The sequence below is a fragment of the Streptomyces tyrfis genome, assembly GCF_037034285.1.
GTDB lineage: Bacteria > Actinomycetota > Actinomycetes > Streptomycetales > Streptomycetaceae > Streptomyces.
Map to the genome: position 1 here is coordinate 60334 of NZ_JBAGJZ010000037.1, position 23300 is coordinate 83633.

The window sequence follows — 23300 nt, forward strand, 5'->3', positions numbered from 1 at the left end:
CGAGCGCTCCCGGCCGGTGGGCACGGCCGGGGCGCGCCCGGCTACCGGGCTTCCTCGATGCCCCCGAAGTGGTCCCAGCCGCCCTTTCTGGTCCACGGCGCCCCGTCGACCGTCACCTCGGGCAGTGCCGAGGAGTTGAGCACCTCCCCGATCACCTTCCAGCGGGCGGGCAGCTTCACGTCCGGCGGGAACGTGGCGACGATGGCGTGGTCCTCTCCCCCGGTCAGCACCCACTGGAGCGGGTCGACGCCGACGGCCTGGCCGATGTCGGCCATCTGCGAGGGGATGTCGATGAGTCCGGAGCGCAGGTCTATCCGGACCTGGCTGGCCTCGGCGATGTGCCCGAGGTCCGCGACCAGCCCGTCGCTCACGTCGGTCATCGCGGTCGCGCCCAGCCCGGCGGCGGCGGGCCCGGCGTGGTACGGCGGTTCGGGGCGGCGGTGGGCCTCGACGAAGGCGCGGGGCGAACGGAAGCCCCGGGAGAGCACGGCGTATCCGGCGGCGGACCAGCCGAGCCAGCCGGTCACGGCCACCAGGTCGCCGGGCCGGGCGCCGGAGCGGGTGACCGGTTCGTGGTCGCGCAGGTCGCCGAGCGCGGTGATGGCGACGGTGATCGTCTCGCCGCGCACCACGTCGCCGCCGACCACGGCCGCGCCGGCCACCTGGCACTCGTCGCGCAGGCCGTCCATCAGCTCCCCGGCCCAGGTGACCGGCAGTTCGGCGGGGACCACCAGTCCGAGGAGCAGCGCGGTGGGCACGGCGCCCATGGCGGCGATGTCGGCGAGGTTCTGTGCGGCGGCCTTGCGGCCGACGTCGTACGCGGTCGACCAGTCGCGGCGGAAGTGCCGTCCCTCCAGCAGGACGTCCGTGCTGGCCACGACCCTGCGGTCGGGGGCGGCGACGACCGCGGCGTCGTCGCCCGGGCCGAGCCGCACCGCCGGTGTGGTCGTGAGCCGGGACGTCAGCTCCCTGATGAGCCCGAACTCCCCCAACTCGCCCACGGTTCCCTTCACCGAGTCTCACCTCTCATCTGTCGCGCCGGACGCTCGTCCGGGCGGCCGCTGCGGCCCGGCGCCCGGTCCGTGGACCGGCCGCCGTCGCAGGGAGCAGTCTGCACCGGTTCCCCTCGGCACGCTCCCGCCCCCCTCCCCATGTACCGCGGCGTCCGCGGTCGCGGGCCGCCGCCGCTGTCGGTACTGTCAAGGGATACGTCAACGTGAGCCGCGCCCGCGCCACGCTGTGGGCGGCAACCGGCCACCAGGTCTCCCCGCGGCGCCCGGCGACGCGATACCGTTGCGTCCCCCCTTCCCCCCCACATGATCCTCGTGGCCGTCCTGGAGGTTCCGTGGTACAGGCGTACATCCTCATTCAGACCGAGGTGGGCAAGGCGTCGGCCGTCGCCGCGACCATCTCCAGCCTTCCGGGAGTGGTGCGGGCCGAGGACGTCACCGGCCCCTACGACGTGATCGTGCGCGCCCAGTCCGACACGGTCGACGAGCTCGGCCGCATGGTGGTGGCCAAGATCCAGCAGGTGGAGGGCATCACCAGAACCCTGACCTGCCCGGTCGTCCATCTGTAGTCCCCGTCTACGCTGGGCCGGTGACAAACTGCCGCCGGTTCCGCCGTCCCGTGCTCCTCGGCCCGTCCGTGGCCGCGCTGCTGCTGACCGCGGTCGGCTGTTCCTCGACGGACTCCGCACCGCCGGTCGCGGTTCCCACCCCGGACGCGAAGGCTGCGGGGTACTGCCGCGCGCTGCACGAGGAGCTGCCGAAGTCCGTCGCCGGACTCGACCGCGACACCGGGACGAAGTCCGAACTGATCGCCGAGTGGGGGGACGGGGCGATCGTACTGCGCTGCGGCGTCCCCCGGCCCGCGAAGATGGACGACCCCATGGCGAAGGGGATCGAGGCGGACGACGTCGCCTGGATGCTGGAGCAGGCGGCCGACGGCGCCTCGCGTTTCACGACGACCTACCGCAAGGCGTACGTCGAGCTGTACCTCCCGGAGAAGTACGCCCATGACGTGACGCCGCTGGCGGCGTTCGCCCCGGCCATCCGGAAGACGGTGCCCGAAAGCCTGTAACGCCCGGAAGCCCGCGGCGAAGGCCGGTGGTGGTGCCGGGCGCGCGGACGACGCCCCGGTACGGACCGCCGGACGCGCGGGCCCCGGACACAGGACGCGGAATCCGGGCCGGGAGTCAGGACTCGGTCGGGCATCCGGGGCGCGGGGCGCGGGCGCACGCCCCGCGGGAACGTCGCGCCCGCGCGCCCCGTCCGTCGTCTCAGCGCAGGCCGGTCGGCCGGTTCAGCGCGGCCTGGATCAGCCGGTCCACCAGCTCCGGGTAACTCACACCGGTCTCCTGCCACATCCGCGGGTACATGGAGATCGGGGTGAAGCCGGGCAGGGTGTTGATCTCGTTGATCACGAACTCGCCGTCCTCGGTGAGGAAGAAGTCGGCGCGCACCAGACCCTCGCAGGACACGGCGTCGAAGGCCTCGATCGCCAGCCGCCGCACCTCGGCGGTCTGCTCCTCGGTGAGCGGGGCGGGCACGATCCCGGCGGCCGAGTCGATGTACTTGGCCTCGAAGTCGTAGAAGTCGTGCGAGGTGACCGGCGGGATCTCGGCGGGCACGCTGGCACGCGGCCCGTCCTCGAACTCCAGCACCCCGCACTCGATCTCGCGGCCCCGCAGCAGCGCCTCGACCAGGAACTTCGGGTCGTGGCGGCGGGCCTCCTCGATCGCCTCGTCGAGACCGGACAGGTCGTCGACCTTGGTGATGCCGATGGACGAACCGGCCCGGGAGGGCTTCACGAAGAGCGGCCAGCCGTGGTCCCCGGCGAAGTCCACGATGCGCTTGCGGACGGCGGACGGGTCCGCTTCCCATTCGCGGGGGCGCACCACCAGGTACGGGCCGACCGGCAGCCCGAACGAGGTGAAGACCCGCTTCATGTACTCCTTGTCCTGGCCGACCGCCGAGGCGAGCACCCCGGCGCCGACGTACGGCACGCCGGAGAGCTCCAGGAGCCCCTGGAGGGTGCCGTCCTCGCCGTACGGGCCGTGCAGCACCGGGAAGACGACGTCGACCTCGCCCAGCGCCTTGGGCACCGAGCCGGGCTCGCTGTACACCACTTCGCGGCTGCCGGGGTCGACGGAGAGCACCACGCCGCCCTCGGTGGACTCGGCCAGTTCGGCCACGTCCGGCATCTTCCGGTCCGTGATGGCCATGCGCTCGGGCTCGTCGGCGGTGAGCGCCCAACGGCCGTCCGCCGTGATGCCGATCGGCAGGACGTCGTACTTGGTCCGGTCGATGGCGTTCAGAACGGCACCGGCCGTGACGACCGAGATGCCGTGTTCGGAGCTGCGGCCGCCGAACACGACGGCCACGCGCGGCTTGCGGAGCTGCCGCTCCGGGCTCTGGGGGAGGTTCTCGCTGCTCATATCGCGTTGAGCGTACCTGCTGGTATCCCGGGCGTCAGCGCGGCCGGGGCCGCCGGAGCGGTGCCGGCGGCCGCCGTTCACCGCACTGCACGCCCCGGGATCGGCCGTTCGGCCCGCCGCTCCCGCGGCCGACGCGGCGGCGCCGGCCGGGCTCCGGCCCCGGACCCCGCCGGGCCGCCGGGCCGCCGGTGTCAGCGCCGCTCGGGCTTCGCGCTGCGCGACATCAGCTCGGCCAGCGCGACCATCGGCGGCTTGCCGCCGTGGACGATGTCGACGACCGTCTCGGTGATCGGCATGTCGACGTCGTACCTGCGCGCCAGATCGAGCACCGATTCGCAGGACTTGACGCCTTCGGCGGTCTGCTTGGTGACCGCGATCGTCTCCTGGAGGGTCATGCCCCGGCCCAGGTTGGTGCCGAAGGTGTGGTTGCGCGAGAGCGGCGAGGAGCAGGTCGCCACCAGGTCCCCGAGGCCCGCGAGCCCGGAGAAGGTCAGGGGGTCGGCGCCCATCGCGAGGCCGAGCCGGGTCGTCTCGGCCAGGCCCCGGGTGATCAGCGAGCCCTTGGCGTTGTCGCCGAGCCCCATGCCGTCCGCGATGCCGACGGCGAGACCGATGACGTTCTTGACCGCGCCGCCGAGTTCGCAGCCGACCACGTCGGTGTTGGTGTACGGGCGGAAGTACGTGGTGTGGCAGGCGGCCTGGAGGCGGCGGGCCACGGCCTCGTCCCGGCAGGCGACGACCGCCGTGGTCGGGCGGCGTTCGGCGACCTCCCTGGCGAGGTTGGGGCCGGTGACGACGGCGATGCGGTCCGCCGAGACCTTGGTCACGTCCTCGATCACCTCGCTCATCCGCTTCGCGGTGCCGACCTCGACGCCCTTCATCAGCGAGACGAGGACGGTGTCGGAGCCCAGGTGCCCGGTCCAGTCCGCGAGATTGGCGCGCAGGGTCTGCGAGGGCACGACGAGCACGGCGAAGTCGGCCCCGTCCAGCGCCTCGACGGCGTCGGTGGTGGCGCGGACCGACGCGGGAAGTTCGATCCCGGGCAGGTAGTCGGGGTTGGTGCGGGTGGTGTTGATCGCCTGGGCGACCTCGGCGCGGCGGCCCCAGAGGGTCACCTCGCAGCCGGCGTCCGCGAGGACCATGCCGAAGGCCGTACCCCATGAGCCGGTTCCGAAGACGGCCGCCTTTGCGGGGTGCGTCACTTGGGTCCCTTTCCTTCGGCCTTGCGGCGCTGTTCCGCACGGGCCGTGCGGTGGTCGTACGGTTCCGCGGGGGCCTTCTCCCCGCGCACCAGCTCCAGCTGCTCGGTCACCGCGGCCATGATGACCTCGGTCGCCTCGCGCAGGACCTCGGGCGTCGGCTGCCGGTCGTAGAACCGGGAGAGGTCGACGGGCGGCCCGGCCTGCACCCGGAGGGTCTTGCGGGGGAAGAGCCGCAGCTTCTTCTCCTTGGCGTACGGCGGCATCGCCAGGTTGGCGCCCCACTGGGCGACCGGGACGACCGGGACCTTCGTCATCAACGCGACCCGGGCCGCGCCGGTCTTGCCGGCCATCGGCCACATGTCGGGGTCCCGGGTGAGGGTGCCCTCCGGGTAGAACGCGACGCACTCGCCCCGCTCGATGGCGTCCACGGCGGCGCGGAAGGCGTCCAGCGCGTTGGTCGTCTCGCGGTAGACGGGGATCTGCCCGGTGCCGCGCAGCATCATCCCGACGAAGGGGGCCTTGAAGAGGCCGGCCTTGGCCAGGAAGCGCGGCACGCGTCCGGTGTTGTACTGGTAATGGGCGTAGGAGAGCGGGTCCAGATACGAGTTGTGATTGACCGCGGTGATGAATCCGCCGTCGGCCGGAATGTGCTCCATTCCCCGCCAGTCACGCTTGAACAGAACCACCAGCGGCGGTTTTGCGATGACCGCCGCCAGGCGGTACCAGAAGCCGATTCTGCGGCGGGACACGCGGACACCTTCCTCTAAGGGCCTGAACTGAGGACCTGAACTCTGCCTGGCTACTGAGGGTCAAGTCTCACCCCAGGCCCCTGCTCTGTCGAGAACACCGTACGCCCCGCTTTCCGGTCCGCCCCTCCGGGTTCTCGCACCGGCAGGCGAGAATAGGCGGCGACGCGCAGCGAGGGGGAGATCGCCACGAACACCGACCCGACCGGTCCCTGGACCCTGGTCGTCCCGTTGAAGCCCTTGGCGCGGGCCAAGAGCAGGCTCACGCCCGTGACCGGCGAAGCTCTGCGTCCGCGACTGGCCCTGGCGTTCGCCCGGGACACGGTGGCCGCTGCCCTGTCCTGCCCGGCGGTGCGGGATGTGGTGGTCGTCACGGACGACCCGGAGGCCGGGCCGGCGCTCGCGGCGCTCGGCGCCGGAGTGGTGCCCGACGAACCGGACGAGGGGCTCAACGCCGCCCTGGCGCACGGCGCGCGGACGGTGCGGGCCCGGCGGCCGGAGGCGGCCCTGGCCGCGCTCAACGCGGACTTGCCCGCCCTGCGCCCCGCGGAATTGTCCCGGGTGCTGGAATTCTCCGCCGCTTTTCCCCGCGCATTCGTGACCGATGCGGCGGGAATCGGAACGACATTTCTGTCGGCCGCGCCCGGAGTGGAATTGTGCCCGCTTTTCGGCGGCCCCTCCCGGTCCCGGCACCTGGACTCCGGAGCCGTCGAAATCACTCTGACCGGCATCGATTCGGTCCGCCAGGACGTGGACACCGGTGAGGACCTGTACGCGGCGCTGGGCCTGGGCGTGGGACCGCACACGGCCCGGGGCTGGTCCGCCGGGGCGGCCCCGGCTGACCGGTGGCGCGGGTAGCGCGGGAACGGGAAGCGCCGGCGGGCGTGCCGGGCCCGGAGGGGCGGACGCCGCAGGACGTGACGGATCTCGGCGGCCGCGGGAGACCCCGGCGGCGCCCCCGGAGCGACGCCCGCGCGCACCGGGGCGGCGCGACGGGTCGGACCTCGCCGGGAGGGGCACTAGGCTGCCGTGCATGCAGGCGACCGCGTACACGTACGACCCCGAGACCCGCACCGGCAGTGTGCTGCTCGACGACGGCACCCCGGTCGGGTTCGACGCCCGGGCCTTCGACGCGGGCGGTCTGCGGCTGCTGCGCCCCGGGCAGCGGGTGCGGATCGAGGGGGACGGCGAGGGCGCGGCGCTCCGGATCACCCTGGTGACCCTGCAGACGTTCTGAACGACTCCGCGTGACGCGGGCCCCGGCGGCGGCGCTGCCCTCGGTGCGGCCCGCGGCCCGTGCCCTCCGGCCGACGGCCTCGTACGCCCCGTGCCCGCCGCTTCGGCGCGACGCCCCCGCACGCCCGCCTCCGCGTCCCCGGCGTGACGGCCTCGTACGTCCCCCTCCTTCCGCCGCACCGGCATGCCGGTCCCTCGACAGCCCGCGGGCCGGGCTCCCCCGAGAGGAACCCGGCCCGGCGCGTGTGGGCGGCCCTGAGCTGCCCGGCCTCACTTCTTCCGAGCGGTGGCCTTCTTCGCCGTGGTCTTCCGCGCCGTGGTCTTCTTCGCGGGCGCCTTCTTCGCCGTGACCTTCTTGGCCGGCGCGGTCTTCTTCGCGGCCGTGGTCTTCTTGGCCGCCGCGGTGGTCTTCTTCGCGGCCGTCGTCTTCTTGGCCGCCGCGGTGGTCTTCTTCGCGGCCGCCGTCTTCTTCGCGGCCGCGGTGGTCTTCTTCGCCACGGCCTTCTTCGCGGTGGCCTTCTTCGCGGCCGCCTTGGCCGTCGTACGGGTGGAAGCGCCGCCCGACAGGCTGCCCTTGGGGGCCTTCTTGACCGCCACGTCGTGCTTCGGGAGCTTCTTCGAGCCGCTCACCAGGTCCTTGAAGCCCTGCCCCGCGCGGAAGCGCGGCACCGAGGTCTTCTTGACCCGCACCCGCTCACCCGTCTGCGGGTTGCGGGCGTAGCGGGCCGGACGATCGACCTTCTCGAACGAGCCGAAGCCGGTGACCGAGACCCGGTCCCCCGCGACGACCGCACGGACGATCGCGTCGAGCACCGCGTCGACGGCGTCCGCGGCCTGCTGACGGCCGCCGAGCTTGTCGGCAATCGCTTCTACGAGCTGCGCCTTGTTCACGTCTTCCCCTTCGGAGACATTGCCAGAACGAAAGTGTTCAAGCGTTTTCGCACGTTAGGCAGATATATACCGCAAATCAAACACGAAACGGGCTAATCACCCTAGTGCCGCAACGAAGTCGACCGCTGCGTTGTCCGGCAGAGTCACTCACCTTCGGGGAATCGGCCCTCATCGAGGTCCTTCATCAACCGGTCCAGACGCCTTGCCGCATCCGGGAGATCGTGCTTAGCCGCGGCCGTGATGACCAACAGCTTCCGGGACAGCGCCATCCGTACGCCCTCCGGGACTTGCAGTGCGCGCACTCTTGTGTGCGCTTCCTTCAATCGGTCGGCGACTTGGCCGTAAAGCTTGAGTTGGCTGTCGCGTCCCATGCACCGATTGTGCCATCTGGGGCGAGTTGTCGCCCGACGGGGTCTCAACAAGCGACTGCGCCCCCTGCCGGGCGGCAGGGGGCGCAGTGGTGGAAACATGCTGCTCAGGCGTTGATCGTACGTGGCTTGAAGGTCGGCCTGGCGGCCTCGTAGGCCGCGATGTCCGCTTCGTTCTGAAGGGTGAGGCTGATGTCGTCCAGCCCGTTCAGCAGCCGCCAGCGGGCGTTCTCGTCGAGTTCGAAGTCCGCCGTGATGCCGTTCGCGCGGACCTGGCGGGCCTCCAGGTCGACGGTGATCTCGGCCGTCGGGTCGGCCTCGGTCAGCGCCCACAGCTCGTCGACGACCGCCTGGTCGAGCACGACGGTCAACAGGCCGTTCTTCAGCGAGTTCCCACGGAAGATGTCGGCGAACCGGGAAGAGACGACGGCCTTGAAGCCGTAGTTCTGCAGCGCCCAGACGGCGTGCTCGCGGGACGACCCGGTGCCGAAGTCGGGGCCGGCCACCAGCACCGTCGCGCCCTGGCGCTCGGGGCGGTTGAGGACGAAGTCCTCGTCCTTGCGCCATGCCTCGAAGAGACCGTCCTCGAAGCCGTCGCGGGTGACCTTCTTCAGCCAGTGGGCGGGGATGATCTGGTCGGTGTCGACGTTGCCGCGGCGCAGCGGGACGGCCCGGCCGGTGTGCGTGGTGAAAGCTTCCATGGTTCTCAGACTCCGGCGGGCGTGCGGGCTTCGGACAGGTCGGCCGGCGAGGCCAGGTGGCCCAGCACGGCGGTGGCGGCGGCCACCTGCGGGGAGACCAGGTGGGTGCGGCCGCCCTTGCCCTGGCGGCCCTCGAAGTTGCGGTTCGAGGTGGAGGCGGAGCGCTCGCCGGGGGCCAGCTGGTCGGGGTTCATGCCCAGGCACATCGAGCAGCCGGCGTGCCGCCATTCGGCGCCCGCGGCGGTGAAGACCTTGTCCAGGCCCTCCTCGACGGCCTGCAGGGCGACGCGGACGGAGCCCGGGACGACCAGCATCCGTACGCCGTCGGCGACTTTGCGGCCGTCCAGGACGGCGGCGGCGCCGCGCAGGTCCTCGATCCGGCCGTTGGTGCAGGAGCCTACGAACACGGTGTCCACGTTGATGTCGCGCAGCGGCTGCCCGGCGGTCAACCCCATGTACTCCAGGGCCTTTTCGGCGGCGAGCCGCTCCGAGGCGTCCTCGTACGAAGCGGGATCGGGGACGCTGGCGGACAGCGGCGCGCCCTGGCCGGGGTTGGTGCCCCAGGTGACGAACGGCGCGAGTTCGGCGGCGTCGATGACGACCTCGGCGTCGAAGACCGCGTCGTCGTCGGTGCGCAGCGTCTTCCAGTACGCCACGGCGGCGTCCCAGTCCTCGCCCCGCGGGGCGTGGTCGCGGCCCTTGAGATAGGCGAAGGTGGTCTCGTCGGGGGCGATCATGCCCGCCCGGGCACCGGCCTCGATCGACATGTTGCAGATGGTCATCCGGGCCTCCATCGAGAGCTTCTCGATGGCCGAGCCGCGGTATTCGATGACGTAGCCCTGGCCGCCGCCGGTGCCGATCCGGGCGATGATCGCGAGGATCAGGTCCTTGGCGGTGACGCCGTCGGGCAGTTCGCCGTCGACGGTGATCGCCATGGTCTTCGGGCGGACCATCGGCAGCGTCTGGGTGGCCAGGACGTGCTCGACCTGGCTGGTGCCGATTCCGAAGGCCAGCGCGCCGAAGGCGCCGTGCGTGGACGTGTGGGAGTCGCCGCAGACGACCGTGGTGCCGGGCTGGGTCAGGCCGAGCTGCGGGCCGACCACGTGCACCACGCCCTGTTCGACGTCGCCCAGCGGGTGCAGCCGCACGCCGAACTCGGCGCAGTTCTTGCGCAGGGTCTCCAGCTGGGCGCGGGAGACCGGGTCGGCGATCGGCTTGTCGATGTCGAGGGTCGGGGTGTTGTGGTCCTCGGTGGCGATGGTGAGATCGAGGCGCCGCACCGGCCGGCCGGCCTGGCGGAGACCGTCGAACGCCTGAGGGCTGGTGACCTCGTGCAGCAGGTGCAGATCGATGTAGAGGAGGTCGGGCTCGCCTTCGGCGCGCCGGACGACGTGGTCGTCCCAGACCTTCTCCGCGAGTGTCCTACCCATCGCTTTCCCTCCGGCCGGCGTCTTCGCCGGCCCAACTAGAGATGTGGTGCGCCGCCGTCCGGACCCCCGAGCGGGGCGGCGGCTGCGGGGCCGTTGTGCGGCCACCCCTCCAGGTTGGCAACTTCCCCGGAAAATTGAACTTGCGTTTCACAGAGTGAGACGGGAGTATCGTCGTATGGACAACTCTAGCGGCGTCGGCGTACTCGACAAGGCGGCTCTGGTATTGAGCGCGCTGGAGTCCGGTCCGGCCACCCTCGCCGGGCTGGTCGCGGCGACCGGGCTCGCACGGCCCACGGCCCATCGACTGGCCGTGGCACTGGAACACCACCGTCTGGTGGCCAGGGACATGCAGGGCCGTTTCATCCTCGGCCCCCGGCTGGCCGAGCTCGCGGCGGCGGCGGGCGAGGACCGCCTGCTGGCGACGGCCGGACCGGTGCTCACACATCTGCGGGACATCACGGGCGAGAGCGCGCAGCTCTACCGCCGCCAGGGCGACATGCGCATCTGCGTCGCGGCGGCGGAGCGGCTGTCCGGACTGCGGGACACCGTGCCGGTCGGCTCCACGCTCACCATGAAGGCCGGCTCGTCGGCCCAGATCCTGCTGGCCTGGGAGGAGCCGGAGCGCCTGCACCGCGGCCTCCAGGGCGCCCGTTTCACGGCGACGGCGCTCTCGGGCGTACGACGCAGGGGCTGGGCCCAGTCGATCGGCGAGCGCGAGCCGGGTGTGGCCTCGGTCTCGGCCCCGGTGCGCGGCCCTTCCAACCGCGTGGTCGCCGCCGTCTCGGTCTCCGGACCCATCGAGCGGCTGACCCGGCACCCGGGCCGGATGCACGCCCAGGCGGTCATCGACTCGGCGGCCCGGCTCAGCGAGGCCCTGCGCCGCAACGGCTGACGCCCCGCCCCCTTCCCCTCCCCCGCTCTCCCGTCGCGCGCTTCTCCCGCGCGGCTCCTCCCCCGGCCGCCCCAGCGTCGTGGCGGCCCTCTCACGCGTCGGCGCACACCCCGTCGCGTACCGGCGAAGGCCCCGCCCTCGCCCGACCGGGCTCCACGCCCCCGCGTACCGACGTCACGCCCCGCGGGCGCCTTCAAGTCCCCGCACTGCGCCCGAGCATGACGAGGCGACAGACATCGCCCGGGAACGCGCCCAAGGCACACGGACGGCCCGGCTTCGACCGATCCGGCTCAGCCGGCCCGCGCACAAGTGACCCCGCACACAAGCAGAAGGGCCCTCCACCGAAGTGAAGGACCCTTGTCTGTCCTGCTCTTGTACCCCCGACCGGATTCGAACCGGCGCTACTGCCGTGAGAGGGCAGCGTGCTAGGCCGCTACACAACGGGGGCTTGCTCTTGCATTTCTGCGCTGGGCTACCAGGACTCGAACCTAGAATGACGGTACCAGAAACCGTAGTGTTGCCAATTACACCATAGCCCACAGTCTTACAAGTACCCCCGACCGGATTCGAACCGGCGCTACTGCCGTGAGAGGGCAGCGTGCTAGGCCGCTACACAACGGGGGCCCTAGCGATCCTGCATCGATATCGCGGGTGCGACCCAGACGATCTCGCGGGAAGGATCTGTACCCCCGACCGGATTCGAACCGGCGCTACTGCCGTGAGAGGGCAGCGTGCTAGGCCGCTACACAACGGGGGCTTGCTCTTGCATTTCTGCGCTGGGCTACCAGGACTCGAACCTAGAATGACGGTACCAGAAACCGTAGTGTTGCCAATTACACCATAGCCCACCGGAACGCAACCCCTTGCGGGGTCTTTGTTCCGTTCACGCCTCCCGTTCGGATCTTTCGTCCCGCTCGGGCGGCGCAGGAAGAACATTACCCGAAGGTGTCCGGCGCTCCAAAACGGGTATTGCCCGCGAGCAGTCCGGGCAGCTGATCGAGCCCGCTGATGCGGACCAGCTCGGGCCGCCCGCCACGCTCCCGCCGGTCCAGCCAGATCCCCGCGAGCCCCGCGGCGATCGCGCCGCCGGCGTCGATGTCCGGCTCGTCGCCCACGTACGCGACCTCGCCCGGCTCCAGCGCCAGCGCCTCGCACGCGGCGTGGAAGGCGCCGGCCTCGGGCTTGGAGACGCCCAGCTCCACGGCGCACACCACGGCCTCGAACCGGTCCCGCACGCCGAGCGCGCGCAGCTTGCGGTCCTGGTGCTGGAGGCTGGAGTTCGACAGCACCGCGTGCCGGAACCCGCCGGCCAGCCGGTCCAGGACGGGCAGCACATCCGGGAAGAGCGCCCAGGCGGCCTCGTAGTGGGTCACATGCCGGCCGAACCACTCGTCGGCCTCGGCGTCGTCCAGGGCCCGCGAGAGGAACTCCCGCACCCGGTCCCGGCGCTGCCCCGGAAAGTCCGTCTCCCCGGCCGCGAACCGCGCCCAGTGCACGGCGGTGAGCGTCCGCCACGCGGCCAGGGCCTGCTCGACGGAGCCGTATCCGTCGGGCAGGCCCTCCTGTTCGAGCAGCGCGCGCATCCCGGCGCGGTCGGCGCCGCTGTAGTCGAAGATCGTGTCGTCGATGTCCCAGAGCACGGCTCGGATGACCATGCCACCGAACTTAACCCGGGCAGGGTCCCGCCGTCCCGGACTTCCCGATGCCGGGGCCCGGCCGGAACAGGTCGGGGGTGCGGGGCAGCCGGGTGCCGGTTCAGAACTTCTGCTGCTCGACGCCCGGCGGCAGGAGGCAAGGAGTGCTGACGATGAAGACCAGGAGGTTCTCGCTCACGGACCCCACGGAGACGAACTGGCGATCCTTCGGGTGCTCGGCGTCCAGTACGTTTACCGGTTCGCGGTCCTGATTGATTCCGAAACTCTGGATCTCGAAGCCCTTGGCCTTGAGGGTGTCCTTGATGTCCGTGACGGCTCGGGCTTGCTCGGAGCGGGGCAGGGTGCCGCGGACGGAGTAGCTCAGCGTGAATCTGCCGTCCTCGGCGGATTCACCGTTCCGGCCGATGCAGTCGGTGAAGTCCGCCGTGCGGCGGGCCGTCTTCGGATCGATCCGGGCGCGCGCGGTCCGCACCATGGAGTCGGTCCAGTGCTTGGCCCATTCCTCTGCCTTCTCCCTGCTCATGCGCGGCAGCGGATCGTTCACACCGTCGTCGGACATGCAGCCTCCCAGCAGCATGGTCAGGGCCAGCGCGGCGGCGCTCCAGCGCCACGCCGTCGGGCATGCGTTCGCACCCAGCGCCATCAACCTGTTCCTTCACCCTGCGGTGCGAATCCCGCGATGATGCGGCCCTGGTTCTCCAGGCTCTTGCTGCCGTCGTTCCAGTAGCCACCGTGGTCCCTGGTGTCCACATACATACGCTCCGCCCCGAACTCCTGTCTCTTGGGGTCCACGCCGAGCGTGGCGTCGGAGAACAAGTTGGAGACTACGTCGTTCTCTGCAGCGCCCACGAACAAGTGCCTGGGATTCACGTGAAGTTGACTGGCACGGTCGACCGTCAGTCCCGGGCTGCCGAGCACGACCATGTCGTCGGCGTCCAGTCCTGATCCTCCCGCGTCGGCGGCACCGGCCGCCGTGGAGCCATAGCTGTGGGCCAGGACCGTGAGATGGCTCCGCTCACCCTGGTGGGCCGCCCTCAGACCATGGGTGAAGTCCCGCAGGGCTTCCGCCCCGTCCTGAGCGCGGCCTTGAGTCGCGATCCCCAGATTCAGTTCCACTTCGCTGGGCGAATCGAAGTTCGCCTCAGGGGCGTCGTAATCGAGCCACGAGACGACTGCGACGTCCTCCGGCCCGTTCGCGCTCCATCGGCCGGCGGCTCCTTGCAGCTTGGCCGCCCTCTTGATCTGGTCCCCCACGTTGTCCAGCTGGTTGCTCGTTCCGGGAACCTGAACCGCGGTATGCCGGGCCGTGTCCGGGTTGCCGACGGCCACGATCGCGCGGCCGTCCTTCGAGGTGTCGAATCCGAGCAGGTACAGCTGTTTGTGCGCCGGCGCCGCGTCCGCCGCGTCGAGGCGCTCCTTGAGGGCGCTGAGCGAGCGGAGGCCGTAGCGCTCGTGGAAGCCCAGGTCGCCCTCGCGCAGCGCGTAGTCGTTGAGCCGCATGTCCAGGGCCGCTCGGTTCGCCGAGTCGCGGGTGGCGGTCGGAAGACCGTCCAGTGCGCCGATCCGCTCCGGGAAGGCCGCCAGGTAGAAGGCGCGCTGGTCGGGGGTGAGGCGCGCCCACCAGTCGGCGGCGCGCTGCGGGTCCTTCCCGTCCGGGACGCCCTTCCCGGCGAGCCCGGCGAAGGCCGCAACCCGTACGGCGTCCTCGGCCGCGTTGGCGCCGCCGTACTGCTTGTCGAGGTCGAACGGATCGATTTGGTGAAGGAGTTCGGTCGCGTCGTTGCCGGCTCGTTCCGCTTCTTGCAACGCCTCGTCGATACGGGCCCGATAGCCTCCGAGTCCGGAGTTCGCCTGCCGCTGCACGTCCTGGTAGTCCGGGTCGTTGTGGTACTTGGCATCGACCACTTGCTTCGGTTCGACCCGGCCGTCCTCGGTGACGACATGACCGGCCGTCTCGGCATCCGCCACCGCATGACGCAGTTTGCGCTGGGCAGCTTGCATGCGGGTGCTGAGCGTCTCCAGGATCGTTCGAATGAGTATCGCATTCGTCTGTGCGGTCTTCAGTTTGCTCTCAGTGGCTTCGAGCGCGCCGAAGCCGTAGTGGGCGGCGACTCCCGACCAGCTCGCCTTGTGCAGTGGTCCGGAAACCCGCTTCCCGCTGCCGACATGGGTCTCGCCGAGGCGTTCGGCCAGCTTTCGCCATGAGCCGGAGGCCGCCTCCAAATCCGAGAAGTCCTGACGGAGGAGCTGTGCGAAGCGTTCGGGCATCGGGGAACTCACCAGCCCTTGAAGCAGTCGCCGACATCCGCGTCATTGATGCTGTGGCCGTCCGCCACCAGTCGCAGACCGTTCGCGTGTTCCGCAAGGCGGTCCTTCAGTGTGGTCAGAGCCTCTCCCCAACCGGTGCTGACGGCTTCGATACGGCCCTTTCCATCCCACGCCCGGAACGAGGCAGCGGCTGCGGCCGTGTCGTCGATCGCCTTCCGTAAAGGGTCCTGCAAATTTTTCGCGAGCATGTCCGCCGCACCTGCCGAGGCGTATAAATCGGTCGCGGAGACATTGAGATCCTCTGCCATGTGCCTTTCATCCCTGCGTCACGCACCCCTGTCGGGCTGCGGCAACTGAGCCTAGCCGTGCGGAGAGTTCCCGGAAGCGAACGCTGGAATTCGACTGGATCGCATACCCTCCCCTGGCTGAACTCCGCCTCCCGGTCCATGGGTGCAACGACGTGGCCCACCGGAACGAACCGGTGGATGCCCCTTTCGGGTGTTCGGCCGGCTCCTCGCCGCTCGTCCGCGCCCGGGCGCCCGGCGCCCGGCACAGCCTTGATCGCACTCAGCAGGCCGGCGAATCCGGCCCGGGTGGCGGCGGAGGACGGCAGCCGGTTCATCGCTCTGGCGCAGGTGCAGGTGCAGCGCGCTGTCGGGCGCGGCTGCGAGTGTCGGCTCTGGCGTGGCCGGTGCGATGTCCCCCACCGCGTCCAGGGGTTGCCCCGGGAGCGACCGCGCGGCAGCGTCGACCGGCTACGGCCGACAGCGTGAATCGTCGTACGCGGTCCGGTGGAGGCCGTCAGGGGGCGGGGCAGCCGTGCCGCTTGCCGGAGGCGGTGGCGTACGACGTCAGAATCCGGTCCAGCGTGGCGGAGTCGACCGGATCACGCGTCCCGGCGGTCTCGCCCGCCGTCCCCGCGTTCTCGGTGCGCTCCAGCTTGAAGTAGGCGGTCCCGATGGCGCCCCCGCAGGCGAGGGTGCGGGTGTGCGCGCCCTGCGCCGTTCCCGGGTACTTGCCGTCGAGATGCATCTCCTCCTCCGCCGACGGCCCGTAGTAGGCGGTCATGTGGAACAGTCTCGACTCACCCCGATTCATCGCGCATTGCTCCGTCAGCGCTCGTCCCGCGGGCTTCTCGCTGACATCGGTCACGTGCGACCGGGCGGCTTCACGCTGGGTCAGCACGTCGTGGCAGGTGCCCGTCGCCCTGTCGACGGGCCTTGTCGTCCAGCCCGTACGGTCGACGGTTTCCGGGCGTTCGCCGAGGGCGCCCTCGCACTTGGCGCGGTCGGCCGCACGGCGTGCCGTCTCGGTCGCGACCCGTGCCAGCTGGAGCATCTGCCGAGGGGTGAGATCCGCCGACTTCGCGCTCGTCTCGGCCTCGACGAGGAGGCCGGCGCCCGCCATCGGCCGACAGTCGACCAGTACGGCGGCACCGGGTGAATGGCCGCTGACGAAGGACCCGGTCCAGCCGTACCCGATCGGCGTCGCCGAGGCGGACGCGGCGGGCCCGCTCGCCCGGTAGGCCGCCCGAGGCCATATTCGGAGTTTGAGCGTCGGCCCGCCGCCCTCGTGGTCGGCCCGGACCGAGCACCACTGGGCGTCGTGTCCGACCCACTCGCCGGTGTGGCCGCGCGCCCTCAGCCCTGCGCCGTCGAAGAACTCCCGCGCCTCGTCGACCGCGAGGGCGCCCTGGCAGCGGTCCGCGAGGTCGTCGCCGTCCGCGTCTCGGAACCGGGCGGTCCAGGCCAGGCCCCCGGCGACCAGCGCGAGGAGCAGTCCCCCGACGTACAAGGACAGTCTCAGCCGTGTCATGCGTTCCCCCGGATCTGCGGATGCGGTCGTGTGTCGGTCGTGGGCCACGACGGCCGCCCGGGCCCGGCGCCCGGCACGGCGTGCCGGTCCTGGGCGCGTTCCGCGGGCGCGACCGCGTCCTGGTGATCATCCGCCACGCGCCGGACCGCGCGCCAGTTCGGAACTCCTGTGCCCGGGGAGCGCCGGGCCTCCGGTGCGGCCCGCACCGCGCCCCCGCCACCGGCCCCGCCCCGAAGTCGGCCCCGGCCGCCGCAGGCCGGAAGGCTCCCGGACGGCGGCGGAACCACGATGGGGCGGCCGCCCCGTCGGGAGCGGCCGCCCCATCGTGTGAGACGAACCGTATGACGCCGGACCGCTACGCGGCCGCCAGCTTCGCCAGCGCCGCGTCGACGCGGGCGATGGTCTTCTCGCGGCCCAGGATCTCCAGGGACTCGAAGAGCGGCAGACCGACGGTGCGGCCGGTGACGGCGACGCGGACCGGGGCCTGGGCCTTGCCGAGCTTGAGGCCGTGCTCCTCGCCGGCGGCGAGGATGGCGTTCTTCAGGGCGTCCGCGTTCCACTCGGCGTCGATCAGCTTCGCGCGGGCGGTGACGAGCAGGGCGTCGGAGCCCTCCTTCATCGCCTTGTTCCAGGACGCCTCGTCCTCCACCGGCGCGTCCAGGAAGAGGAAGTCGACGTTGGCCGTGATGTCGGAGAGGACGGTGACCCGGGTCTGCGCGTGCGGGGCGATCACGGCGAACCGCTCCGCGTCGAACGCCTCCGGGGCCCAGGGGGCGTACGGGGCCTTCAGCCAGGGGCCGCACGCCTCGGTGAACGCCTTCACGTCCATCCTGCGGATGTGCTCGGCGTTGATGTGCTCGCACTTCTTCAGGTCGAAGCGCGCCGGGTTGGCGTTGACGTCCTTGATGTCGAAGGCGGCCACCATCTCCTCGACGGAGAAGATGTCGCGGTCCTCGGAGATGGACCAGCCCAGCAGCGACAGGTAGTTGAGCAGGCCCTCCGGCACGAAGCCGCGCTCGCGGTAGAGGTTGAGGGAAGCCTGCGGGTCGCGCTTGGAGAGCTTCTTGTTGCCCTCTCCCATGACGTACGGGAGGTGGCCGAAGGCGGGGACGTCCTTGGCGATGCCCAGCTCGATGAGCGCCTTGTAGAGGGCGATCTGGCGCGGGGTGGAGGAGAGCAGGTCCTCGCCGCGCAGCACGTGGGTGATCTCCATCAGCGCGTCGTCGACCGGGTTGACCAGCGTGTAGAGCGGGGCGCCGTTGGCGCGGACGATGCCGTAGTCCGGCACGTTCTCCGGCTGGAAGGTCAGCTCGCCGCGGACCAGGTCGTCGAAGGTGAGCGCCTCGTCGGGCATCCGGAAGCGGACGATGGAGGTGCGGCCCTCGTTCTCGTACGCGGCGGTCTGCTCGGCCGTGAGCTCGCGGCAGTGGCCGTCGTAGCCCGACGGCTTCCCGGCGGCGCGGGCGGCGTCGCGGCGGGCGTCGAGCTCCTCGGTGGTGCAGTAGCAGTGGTACGCGTAGCCGCCCGCGAGGAGCTTCTCGGCGACGTCCTTGTAGATGTCCATCCGCTGCGACTGGCGGTACGGGGCGTGCGGGCCGCCGACCTCGGGACCCTCGTCCCAGTCGAAGCCGAGCCAGCGCATCGAGTCCAGGAGCTGGTTGTACGACTCCTCGGAGTCGCGGGCCGCGTCGGTGTCCTCGATGCGGAAGACCAGGGTGCCGCCGTGGTGCCGGGCGAAGGCCCAGTTGAACAGGGCCGTGCGGACCAGGCCCACGTGGGGGTTGCCGGTCGGGGAGGGACAGAAACGTACACGTACAGGTGCGTTAGCCACGCTTGATCACCTTGTTGGTGAGAGTGCCGATGCCTTCGATGGTGACGGCGACCTCGTCGCCGACATGGAGGGGTCCGACCCCTGCGGGGGTGCCGGTGAGGATCACGTCGCCGGGGAGCAGTGTCATCGCTTCCGTGATGTGGACGACCAGGTCCTCGATCGAGCGGATCATGTCGCTCGTGCGGCCCAGTTGACGTTGCTCGCCGTTGACCGTGGCCTGGATGGCCAGGTCACCGGGGTCGAGGTCGGTCTCCACCCAGGGGCCGAGCGGACAGGAGGTGTCGAAGCCCTTGGCGCGGGCCCACTGCTTCTCCCGCTTCTGGACGTCACGGGCGGTGACGTCGTTGGCGCAGGTGTAGCCGAAGACGACGTCCTTCACGCGTTCGCGCGGCACTTCGCGGCACATGCGGCCGATGACCACGGCCAGTTCGGCCTCGTGGTGCAGCTCGTTCGAGAAGGAGGGGTACTCGATGGCGTCGCCGGAGCCGATCACCGAGGTGGTGGGCTTGAAGAAGGCGACGGGGATCTCCGGGACCTCGTTGCCGAGCTCCTTGGCGTGTTCCGCGTAGTTGCGGCCGATGGCCACGACCTTGTTGGGGAGCACCGGCGGGAGGAGGCGGACCTTGCTCAGCGGGACCTTGGTGCCCGAGAGCTCGAAATCGGCGTACGGGATGCCCTTGATGATGTCGAGGACGAGCCCCTCGGGACCCTCGCCCTCGACGGCGCCGAAGGCGACATTGCCGTCGATGGAGAACCTGGCGATGCGCACGGGATGCTGTCGCCCCTCACTTGCTGGCTGACTGAAGACTGACGCTCCAGGCTAACGCGGGGCGAGGGGGACGGCCGCGCCCGTCGCTCGTCGGCCGCGGTCCCGTCGGCCGACGGCCGTGTCCGACTCGTCCGGTCGGGCGGTCGCGTTCCGATCGCGCGGCCGTCGCGATCCGGCGGTCGCGTTCCGGCGGTCCGGCGGTCGTGTCCGGACCGCTCGCCGGACTATTCGGCCGGCGCGGCTTGGACCGGGGCCTTCATGAGGATGGTGCGACGGGGGTTGGCCGTCTGGGAGGGCAGCGCGACGGGGTGCTCCGGGCGCGCCGGGACGCGGAGCCGGCCGGCGTCCTCGAGGTGCGCCAGCGTGGTGCGGCGGGGGTTGGCGACCTTGCGGAGTGTCTTCGTCGTCTTCATCTGTCGTTGGGACCCTGTCGGTGCGGGCGCCGCGCTGGAGGGGCGCCGGTTGTCGGATATGCCATCCCTGTAAAACGTCAGGCTAAACATCCGATTCCCTTGGAAAGCCCGGATGAGGCGACGATCATCATGTGAGTTTGCTCACCTCCGTGCGGATAATCAGGACTTTTCGGGCGTACCGTTACTTCGGACATAAGGAACATTTCTTACCTGAATCAGATATTCCGCTCCTGATCATGGCGACTGGGACACCGCGCACCACCCGACCATTGATGATCGATATTCCGTTTTGTCCCTGAACGGCCCCACCGCTTGTCACCCCCTCGTCACAAGCTGTCACCCGGACCGGGGCCGGGCACCGGGCCCTTGTTGGAGATCCGGCACTGTGCTGGAATTCCACGCACCGCCGCGGGTTTTTCAAAGGCCGGCGCGCAGGGGCGCAAGCAGCGCCGGGTGGCGGCGGAAAGGGGGAGAGCGCCGGTCACTCACGACCGACTAGGGGCGGGCACATCGCCCCACGACGCCGACACCGTCCCGCCGCCTCGCGCGGAGGGGCGCCTGGTCCAGAGGTTGCGACGCTAGTGCAGGGACGTTTCAAGAGGGATGGCACGGGGTCTCCCCAAGCCCGCAAGGCCCGAGGGGAAGCCGCGGCGGAGCAGGAGCCGCACGGCGGGACCGACCGCGGCTCCTCGCCCCAGCACGCCCAGGGCGTCGGACCGGTCAAGGCCGGTGACGGCGACGACCGGCGCCCCGGCGCCCCGGTGGACGGCGACGCCGAGACGGCCGCGCCGGCCAAGTCCCCGGAGCCCGTCGGCGCGGGTTCGCGCATGGCCCTGCGCAACTGGCGCATCAGCACGCGTCTGGTCTCCCTGCTCGCGCTTCCCGTGGTCGCGGCGACCACGCTGGGCGGTCTGCGGATCAACGAGTCCATGACCGACATGCAGCAGCTGGACCACATGCAGCTGCTCACCAAGCTGACGATGCAGGCGACCACGCTCGCCCAGGCGCTCCAGGCGGAGCGCGACAGTTCGGCCGGCCCGCTCTCCAATGGAGTGAAGCCGGACAACTACAAGGTCAGCGTGCCCCGTCAGAAGACCGACCGGGCTCAGACCGCCTTCCTCGACGCCACCACCTCGATCGGCGACCCCTCCGGCGACGAGGCCCTGGAGGGCATCTACTCCAGCGTCAACCAGATCGCCACCCAGCTGGGCGAGATCCGCGACATCCGCAAGACGGCGTACGCCAAGGGCACGCCGTCCCTCCAGACCATCGACCAGTACAGCCAGCTGATCACGTCGTTGCTGAGCCTCTCGCAGGACATGGCCCAGGCGACCAGCAACTCGGAGATGATCAAGCGGACCCGGGCGCTGGCCGCCTTCTCCTCCGCCAAGGAGTACGCCTCGGTCCAGCGAGCGGTCATCGCCGCGGCCCTGCCGAGCGGCGGCAAGCCGGCGCACATGGACCAGAACGACCAGCAGTTCGGCCGTGCGGCGCTCCGCAAGGAGACCGCGGCACGCCGTGCCTTCGCGGCGGTCTACTCGGCCTCCGGCCACAACGCCGAGGAGCTCACCGCCACCCTGGACAACGGCAACCCGGAGATCAAGGCCGCCAACACCTACGCAAAGAAGGTGCTGGACAGCCCCTCGGGCCTGACCGGCACGGCGCCGCGCTCGTACATGGACTGGTACGACCAGAGCTCCACCAAGATCCAGGCCATGACGACCATCGAGGCCACCCTCCTCAGCGACATGGAGAGCAAGGCCCGCGAGCTCCGCGATGAGTCGAAGCGCGAAGCGATCATCAGCGGTGCGCTCATCCTGCTGGTGCTCGGTGTCTCGCTGGTCGGCGCGTTCGTCGTCGCCCGGTCGATGATCCGTTCGCTGCGGCGGCTCCAGGACACCGCGACCCGGGTCGCCCAGGAACGCCTCCCCGAGCTCGTCAAGCAGCTCTCCGAGGCCGACCCGCAGGACGTCGACACCTCGGTCGAGTCCGTCGGCGTGCACTCCCGGGACGAGATCGGCCAGGTGGCCGCGGCCTTCGACGACGTGCACCGCGAGGCGGTCCGGCTCGCCGCCGAGCAGGCGCTGCTCCGGGGCAACGTCAACGCGATGTTCACCAACCTCTCGCGCCGCAGCCAGGGCCTCATCCAGCGTCAGCTCTCGCTGATCTCCGAACTGGAGTCGCGCGAGGCCGACCCGGACCAGCTCTCCTCGCTCTTCAAGCTCGACCACCTCGCGACCCGCATGCGCCGCAACGGCGAGAACCTCCTCGTCCTCGCGGGCGAGGAGCCGGGCCGCCGGTGGACGCGTCCGGTCCCGCTGGTCGACGTGCTCCGTGCCGCCGCCTCCGAGGTGGAGCAGTACGAGCGCATCGAGCTGGCGGCGGTGCCCGCCACCGAGGTCGCGGGCCGGGTCGTCAACGACCTCGTGCACCTGCTCGCCGAGCTGCTGGAGAACGCCACGTCGTTCTCCTCCCCGCAGACGAAGGTGCGGGTCACCGGTCACGCGCTGCCCGACGGCCGGGTGCTGGTCGAGATCCACGACACCGGCATCGGCCTCTCCCCCGAGGACCTCGCCGCGATCAACGAGCGGCTGGCCTCGCCGCCCACCGTGGACGTCTCCGTCTCCCGCCGCATGGGTCTGTTCGTGGTCGGCCGCCTGTCGCTGCGTCACGGCATCCGGATCCAGCTGCGCCCGTCCGACTCCGGCGGCACGACCGCGCTGGTCATGCTGCCGGTCGAGGTCGCGCACGGCGGCAGCCGCCCGGCTCCCGGTCAGGGACCGGGGCAGCAGCCCGCGGCGCCCGGCGGTCAGCTGGGCGCGGGCGCGGGTCCGGCCGGAGGCCCCCGGCCCGTCACCGGCGGCGCCCCGGCGGCTCCGGCGGGACGGCTCGAAGCGGGCCAGGGCGGTGCGGGCTCCGGTCCGCGGGCGGCCCTTCCCACGCGGGACAACGGCGCTCCCCGGACGCCCGAGCAGGGCCGGTCCGACGGGCAGAACGCCGCGTTCCCGGCGACCGGTCCGGTGGGCGGCGCCCAGGACGCCTCGCGTCCGCCGCAGCGCAAGGGCGGCGGCCTGGCCGGCGCCTTCGGCAACGGCGCCCGGCTCGGCGCACGCGGCCAGGGCGGCGGCTCCGGGCATCCGGAGCCGGGCGGCTCCGACCTGTTCAGCCAGAACCGTCAGGGTCCGCGCCGGGACGCGCAGGGCCGGCAGAACCCGCAGGGCGGGCCGAACGACCTCGCCGCGTGGCAGCCGCCGCAGGCCCCGAGGCCGCAGCAGGCCCCGGGCGGCCAGGACGGCGGCGCGCCGGCGCCCGGCCGTCAGCTGCCCCCGATCGGCGGTCCGCGTGCCGAGCTGCCCGGCGGCAACCCCCTGCCGCAGCGCCCGCAGGCGGCCGGCTGGGGCTCCGACCGGCAGTCCGGTCCCGGGCACACTCCGCTGGACGCCCCGCGCGGCCACGAGGAGCACGAGACCACCGGCCAGTTCCAGCTGCCGACCGGTCCGCAGCTCGCGCCGCGGCCGGCCATGGACGACGACCGGCAGGGTCCCGGCGCCACCGCCGAGTTCGCCCGCCCCGACTTCTCCGCCCCCGCCCCGCAGCTCCCGTCGCCGCTGGACGGACCGTCGCAGGACCCGGCGGGCACGGGG

General features: G+C 71.3%; 22 protein-coding genes and 5 tRNA genes. 6 read left to right on the forward strand and 21 right to left on the reverse strand.

Going from position 1 to position 23300, the window contains the following annotated elements:
• Window positions 1–41: 41 nt before the first annotated feature.
• Entirely contained in the window at window positions 42–1013 is a 972-nt protein-coding gene (locus tag WA762_RS25385; protein ID WP_335938674.1) for a thiamine-phosphate kinase, read from the reverse strand.
• A gap of 332 nt (window positions 1014–1345) precedes the next feature.
• Between WA762_RS25385 and WA762_RS25390 the strand changes: the two genes are divergently transcribed.
• Both WA762_RS25390 and WA762_RS25395 read left to right on the forward strand, forming a co-directional pair.
• Window positions 1346–1579, forward strand: a complete 234-nt coding sequence (locus WA762_RS25390; protein WP_335938675.1) for an Lrp/AsnC family transcriptional regulator — start codon at window positions 1346–1348, stop codon at window positions 1577–1579.
• A gap of 20 nt (window positions 1580–1599) precedes the next feature.
• Entirely contained in the window at window positions 1600–2082 is a 483-nt protein-coding gene (locus WA762_RS25395) for a DUF3515 domain-containing protein (RefSeq protein WP_335938676.1), read from the forward strand.
• Between the two features lie 199 nt (window positions 2083–2281).
• Here WA762_RS25395 and WA762_RS25400 read toward each other — a convergent pair whose 3' ends face one another.
• From WA762_RS25400 to WA762_RS25410, 3 genes are all read right to left on the reverse strand, one after another.
• Window positions 2282–3439, reverse strand: coding sequence for a D-alanine--D-alanine ligase family protein (locus tag WA762_RS25400; protein WP_335938677.1), 1158 nt, complete (start codon window positions 3437–3439; stop codon window positions 2282–2284).
• A gap of 191 nt (window positions 3440–3630) precedes the next feature.
• The gene (locus WA762_RS25405) at window positions 3631–4641 is read right to left on the reverse strand and encodes an NAD(P)H-dependent glycerol-3-phosphate dehydrogenase (protein WP_335938678.1); all 1011 of its coding nucleotides are present in this window, start codon (window positions 4639–4641) and stop codon (window positions 3631–3633) included.
• A complete protein-coding gene (locus WA762_RS25410) occupies window positions 4638–5390 on the reverse strand; it encodes a lysophospholipid acyltransferase family protein (protein WP_335938679.1) in 753 nt (250 codons plus the stop codon). Before WA762_RS25410 ends, WA762_RS25405 begins: the two co-directional genes overlap by 4 nt.
• 180 nt (window positions 5391–5570) lie before the next feature.
• Here WA762_RS25410 and cofC point away from each other — a divergent pair, with 180 nt between their 5' ends.
• Window positions 5571–6245 carry a 2-phospho-L-lactate guanylyltransferase gene (gene cofC / locus WA762_RS25415; protein WP_335938703.1) on the forward strand — a complete coding sequence of 225 codons (675 nt, stop codon included), beginning with the start codon at window positions 5571–5573 and terminating at the stop codon, window positions 6243–6245.
• 175 nt (window positions 6246–6420) lie between these two features.
• Entirely contained in the window at window positions 6421–6624 is a 204-nt protein-coding gene (locus WA762_RS25420; RefSeq protein ID WP_335938680.1) for a hypothetical protein, read from the forward strand.
• 269 nt (window positions 6625–6893) lie between these two features.
• Here the strand turns inward: WA762_RS25420 and WA762_RS25425 are convergent, their stop codons facing one another.
• The 4 genes from WA762_RS25425 to leuC form a co-directional block, all read right to left on the reverse strand.
• The gene (locus WA762_RS25425; RefSeq protein ID WP_335938681.1) at window positions 6894–7514 is read right to left on the reverse strand and encodes an HU family DNA-binding protein; all 621 of its coding nucleotides are present in this window, start codon (window positions 7512–7514) and stop codon (window positions 6894–6896) included.
• Window positions 7515–7657: 143 nt separating this feature from the next.
• Window positions 7658–7885, reverse strand: a complete 228-nt coding sequence (locus WA762_RS25430) for an SCO5555 family protein (RefSeq protein ID WP_335938682.1) — start codon at window positions 7883–7885, stop codon at window positions 7658–7660.
• A 104-nt stretch (window positions 7886–7989) separates the two neighbouring features.
• A complete protein-coding gene (leuD, locus tag WA762_RS25435) occupies window positions 7990–8583 on the reverse strand; it encodes a 3-isopropylmalate dehydratase small subunit (RefSeq protein WP_335938683.1) in 594 nt (197 codons plus the stop codon).
• A 5-nt stretch (window positions 8584–8588) separates the two neighbouring features.
• Window positions 8589–10013 carry a 3-isopropylmalate dehydratase large subunit gene (gene leuC / locus WA762_RS25440; RefSeq protein WP_335938684.1) on the reverse strand — a complete coding sequence of 475 codons (1425 nt, stop codon included), beginning with the start codon at window positions 10011–10013 and terminating at the stop codon, window positions 8589–8591.
• A 175-nt stretch (window positions 10014–10188) separates the two neighbouring features.
• Between leuC and ndgR the strand changes: the two genes are divergently transcribed.
• Entirely contained in the window at window positions 10189–10905 is a 717-nt protein-coding gene (ndgR, locus tag WA762_RS25445; protein ID WP_073784801.1) for an IclR family transcriptional regulator NdgR, read from the forward strand.
• Between the two features lie 375 nt (window positions 10906–11280).
• Here ndgR and WA762_RS25450 read toward each other — a convergent pair.
• From WA762_RS25450 to WA762_RS25510, 13 genes are all read right to left on the reverse strand, one after another.
• Window positions 11281–11353: transfer RNA gene (locus WA762_RS25450), tRNA-Glu, on the reverse strand.
• Between the two features lie 19 nt (window positions 11354–11372).
• A tRNA-Gln gene (locus tag WA762_RS25455) sits at window positions 11373–11444 on the reverse strand.
• A 12-nt stretch (window positions 11445–11456) separates the two neighbouring features.
• Window positions 11457–11529 (reverse strand) — tRNA-Glu (locus WA762_RS25460).
• A 60-nt stretch (window positions 11530–11589) separates the two neighbouring features.
• Window positions 11590–11662 (reverse strand) — tRNA-Glu (locus tag WA762_RS25465).
• Window positions 11663–11681: 19 nt separating this feature from the next.
• Window positions 11682–11753 (reverse strand) — tRNA-Gln (locus WA762_RS25470).
• Between the two features lie 87 nt (window positions 11754–11840).
• Window positions 11841–12560: an HAD family hydrolase gene (locus WA762_RS25475; protein WP_335938685.1), complete on the reverse strand. Its 720-nt coding sequence runs from the start codon at window positions 12558–12560 to the stop codon at window positions 11841–11843.
• Between the two features lie 100 nt (window positions 12561–12660).
• Complete coding sequence (locus WA762_RS25480; RefSeq protein WP_335938686.1) at window positions 12661–13203, reverse strand: hypothetical protein; 543 nt, start codon at window positions 13201–13203, stop codon at window positions 12661–12663.
• The gene (locus WA762_RS25485) at window positions 13203–14828 is read right to left on the reverse strand and encodes an alpha/beta hydrolase (RefSeq protein ID WP_335938687.1); all 1626 of its coding nucleotides are present in this window, start codon (window positions 14826–14828) and stop codon (window positions 13203–13205) included. Before WA762_RS25485 ends, WA762_RS25480 begins: the two co-directional genes overlap by 1 nt.
• Window positions 14829–14836: 8 nt before the next feature.
• Entirely contained in the window at window positions 14837–15136 is a 300-nt protein-coding gene (locus tag WA762_RS25490) for a hypothetical protein (protein WP_335938688.1), read from the reverse strand.
• Window positions 15137–15629: 493 nt separating this feature from the next.
• Complete coding sequence (locus tag WA762_RS25495; protein WP_335938689.1) at window positions 15630–16643, reverse strand: hypothetical protein; 1014 nt, start codon at window positions 16641–16643, stop codon at window positions 15630–15632.
• A gap of 355 nt (window positions 16644–16998) precedes the next feature.
• Window positions 16999–18474 (reverse strand): glutamate--tRNA ligase, encoded by a 1476-nt coding sequence (gene gltX / locus WA762_RS25500; RefSeq protein ID WP_335938690.1) that lies wholly within the window; start codon window positions 18472–18474, stop codon window positions 16999–17001.
• A complete protein-coding gene (locus WA762_RS25505; RefSeq protein WP_335938692.1) occupies window positions 18467–19243 on the reverse strand; it encodes a fumarylacetoacetate hydrolase family protein in 777 nt (258 codons plus the stop codon). Before WA762_RS25505 ends, gltX begins: the two co-directional genes overlap by 8 nt.
• Before the next feature lie 224 nt (window positions 19244–19467).
• Window positions 19468–19656, reverse strand: coding sequence for a hypothetical protein (locus tag WA762_RS25510; RefSeq protein ID WP_335938693.1), 189 nt, complete (start codon window positions 19654–19656; stop codon window positions 19468–19470).
• A gap of 581 nt (window positions 19657–20237) precedes the next feature.
• On the opposite strand from WA762_RS25510, the gene WA762_RS25515 reads away from it, so the two are divergent.
• A partial coding sequence (locus WA762_RS25515; RefSeq protein ID WP_443080670.1) for a sensor histidine kinase occupies window positions 20238–23300 on the forward strand: 3063 nt, incomplete at its 3' end.

Excerpts from the sequence above, each read along its gene's own strand:
- WA762_RS25490 (WP_335938688.1), bottom strand. The coding sequence starts at position 15,136 with ATGGCAGAGGATCTCAATGTCTCCGCGACCGATTTATACGCCTCGGCA.
- WA762_RS25475 (WP_335938685.1), bottom strand. The coding sequence starts at position 12,560 with ATGGTCATCCGAGCCGTGCTCTGGGACATCGACGACACGATCTTCGAC.
- WA762_RS25480 (WP_335938686.1), bottom strand. The coding sequence starts at position 13,203 with ATGGCGCTGGGTGCGAACGCATGCCCGACGGCGTGGCGCTGGAGCGCC.
- WA762_RS25420 (WP_335938680.1), top strand. The coding sequence starts at position 6,421 with ATGCAGGCGACCGCGTACACGTACGACCCCGAGACCCGCACCGGCAGT.
- WA762_RS25510 (WP_335938693.1), bottom strand. The coding sequence starts at position 19,656 with ATGAAGACGACGAAGACACTCCGCAAGGTCGCCAACCCCCGCCGCACC.
- WA762_RS25430 (WP_335938682.1), bottom strand. The coding sequence starts at position 7,885 with ATGGGACGCGACAGCCAACTCAAGCTTTACGGCCAAGTCGCCGACCGA.
- leuC (WP_335938684.1), bottom strand. The coding sequence starts at position 10,013 with ATGGGTAGGACACTCGCGGAGAAGGTCTGGGACGACCACGTCGTCCGG.
- WA762_RS25495 (WP_335938689.1), bottom strand. The coding sequence starts at position 16,643 with ATGACACGGCTGAGACTGTCCTTGTACGTCGGGGGACTGCTCCTCGCG.
- WA762_RS25485 (WP_335938687.1), bottom strand. The coding sequence starts at position 14,828 with ATGCCCGAACGCTTCGCACAGCTCCTCCGTCAGGACTTCTCGGATTTG.
- WA762_RS25400 (WP_335938677.1), bottom strand. The coding sequence starts at position 3,439 with ATGAGCAGCGAGAACCTCCCCCAGAGCCCGGAGCGGCAGCTCCGCAAG.
- leuD (WP_335938683.1), bottom strand. The coding sequence starts at position 8,583 with ATGGAAGCTTTCACCACGCACACCGGCCGGGCCGTCCCGCTGCGCCGC.
- ndgR (WP_073784801.1), top strand. The coding sequence starts at position 10,189 with ATGGACAACTCTAGCGGCGTCGGCGTACTCGACAAGGCGGCTCTGGTA.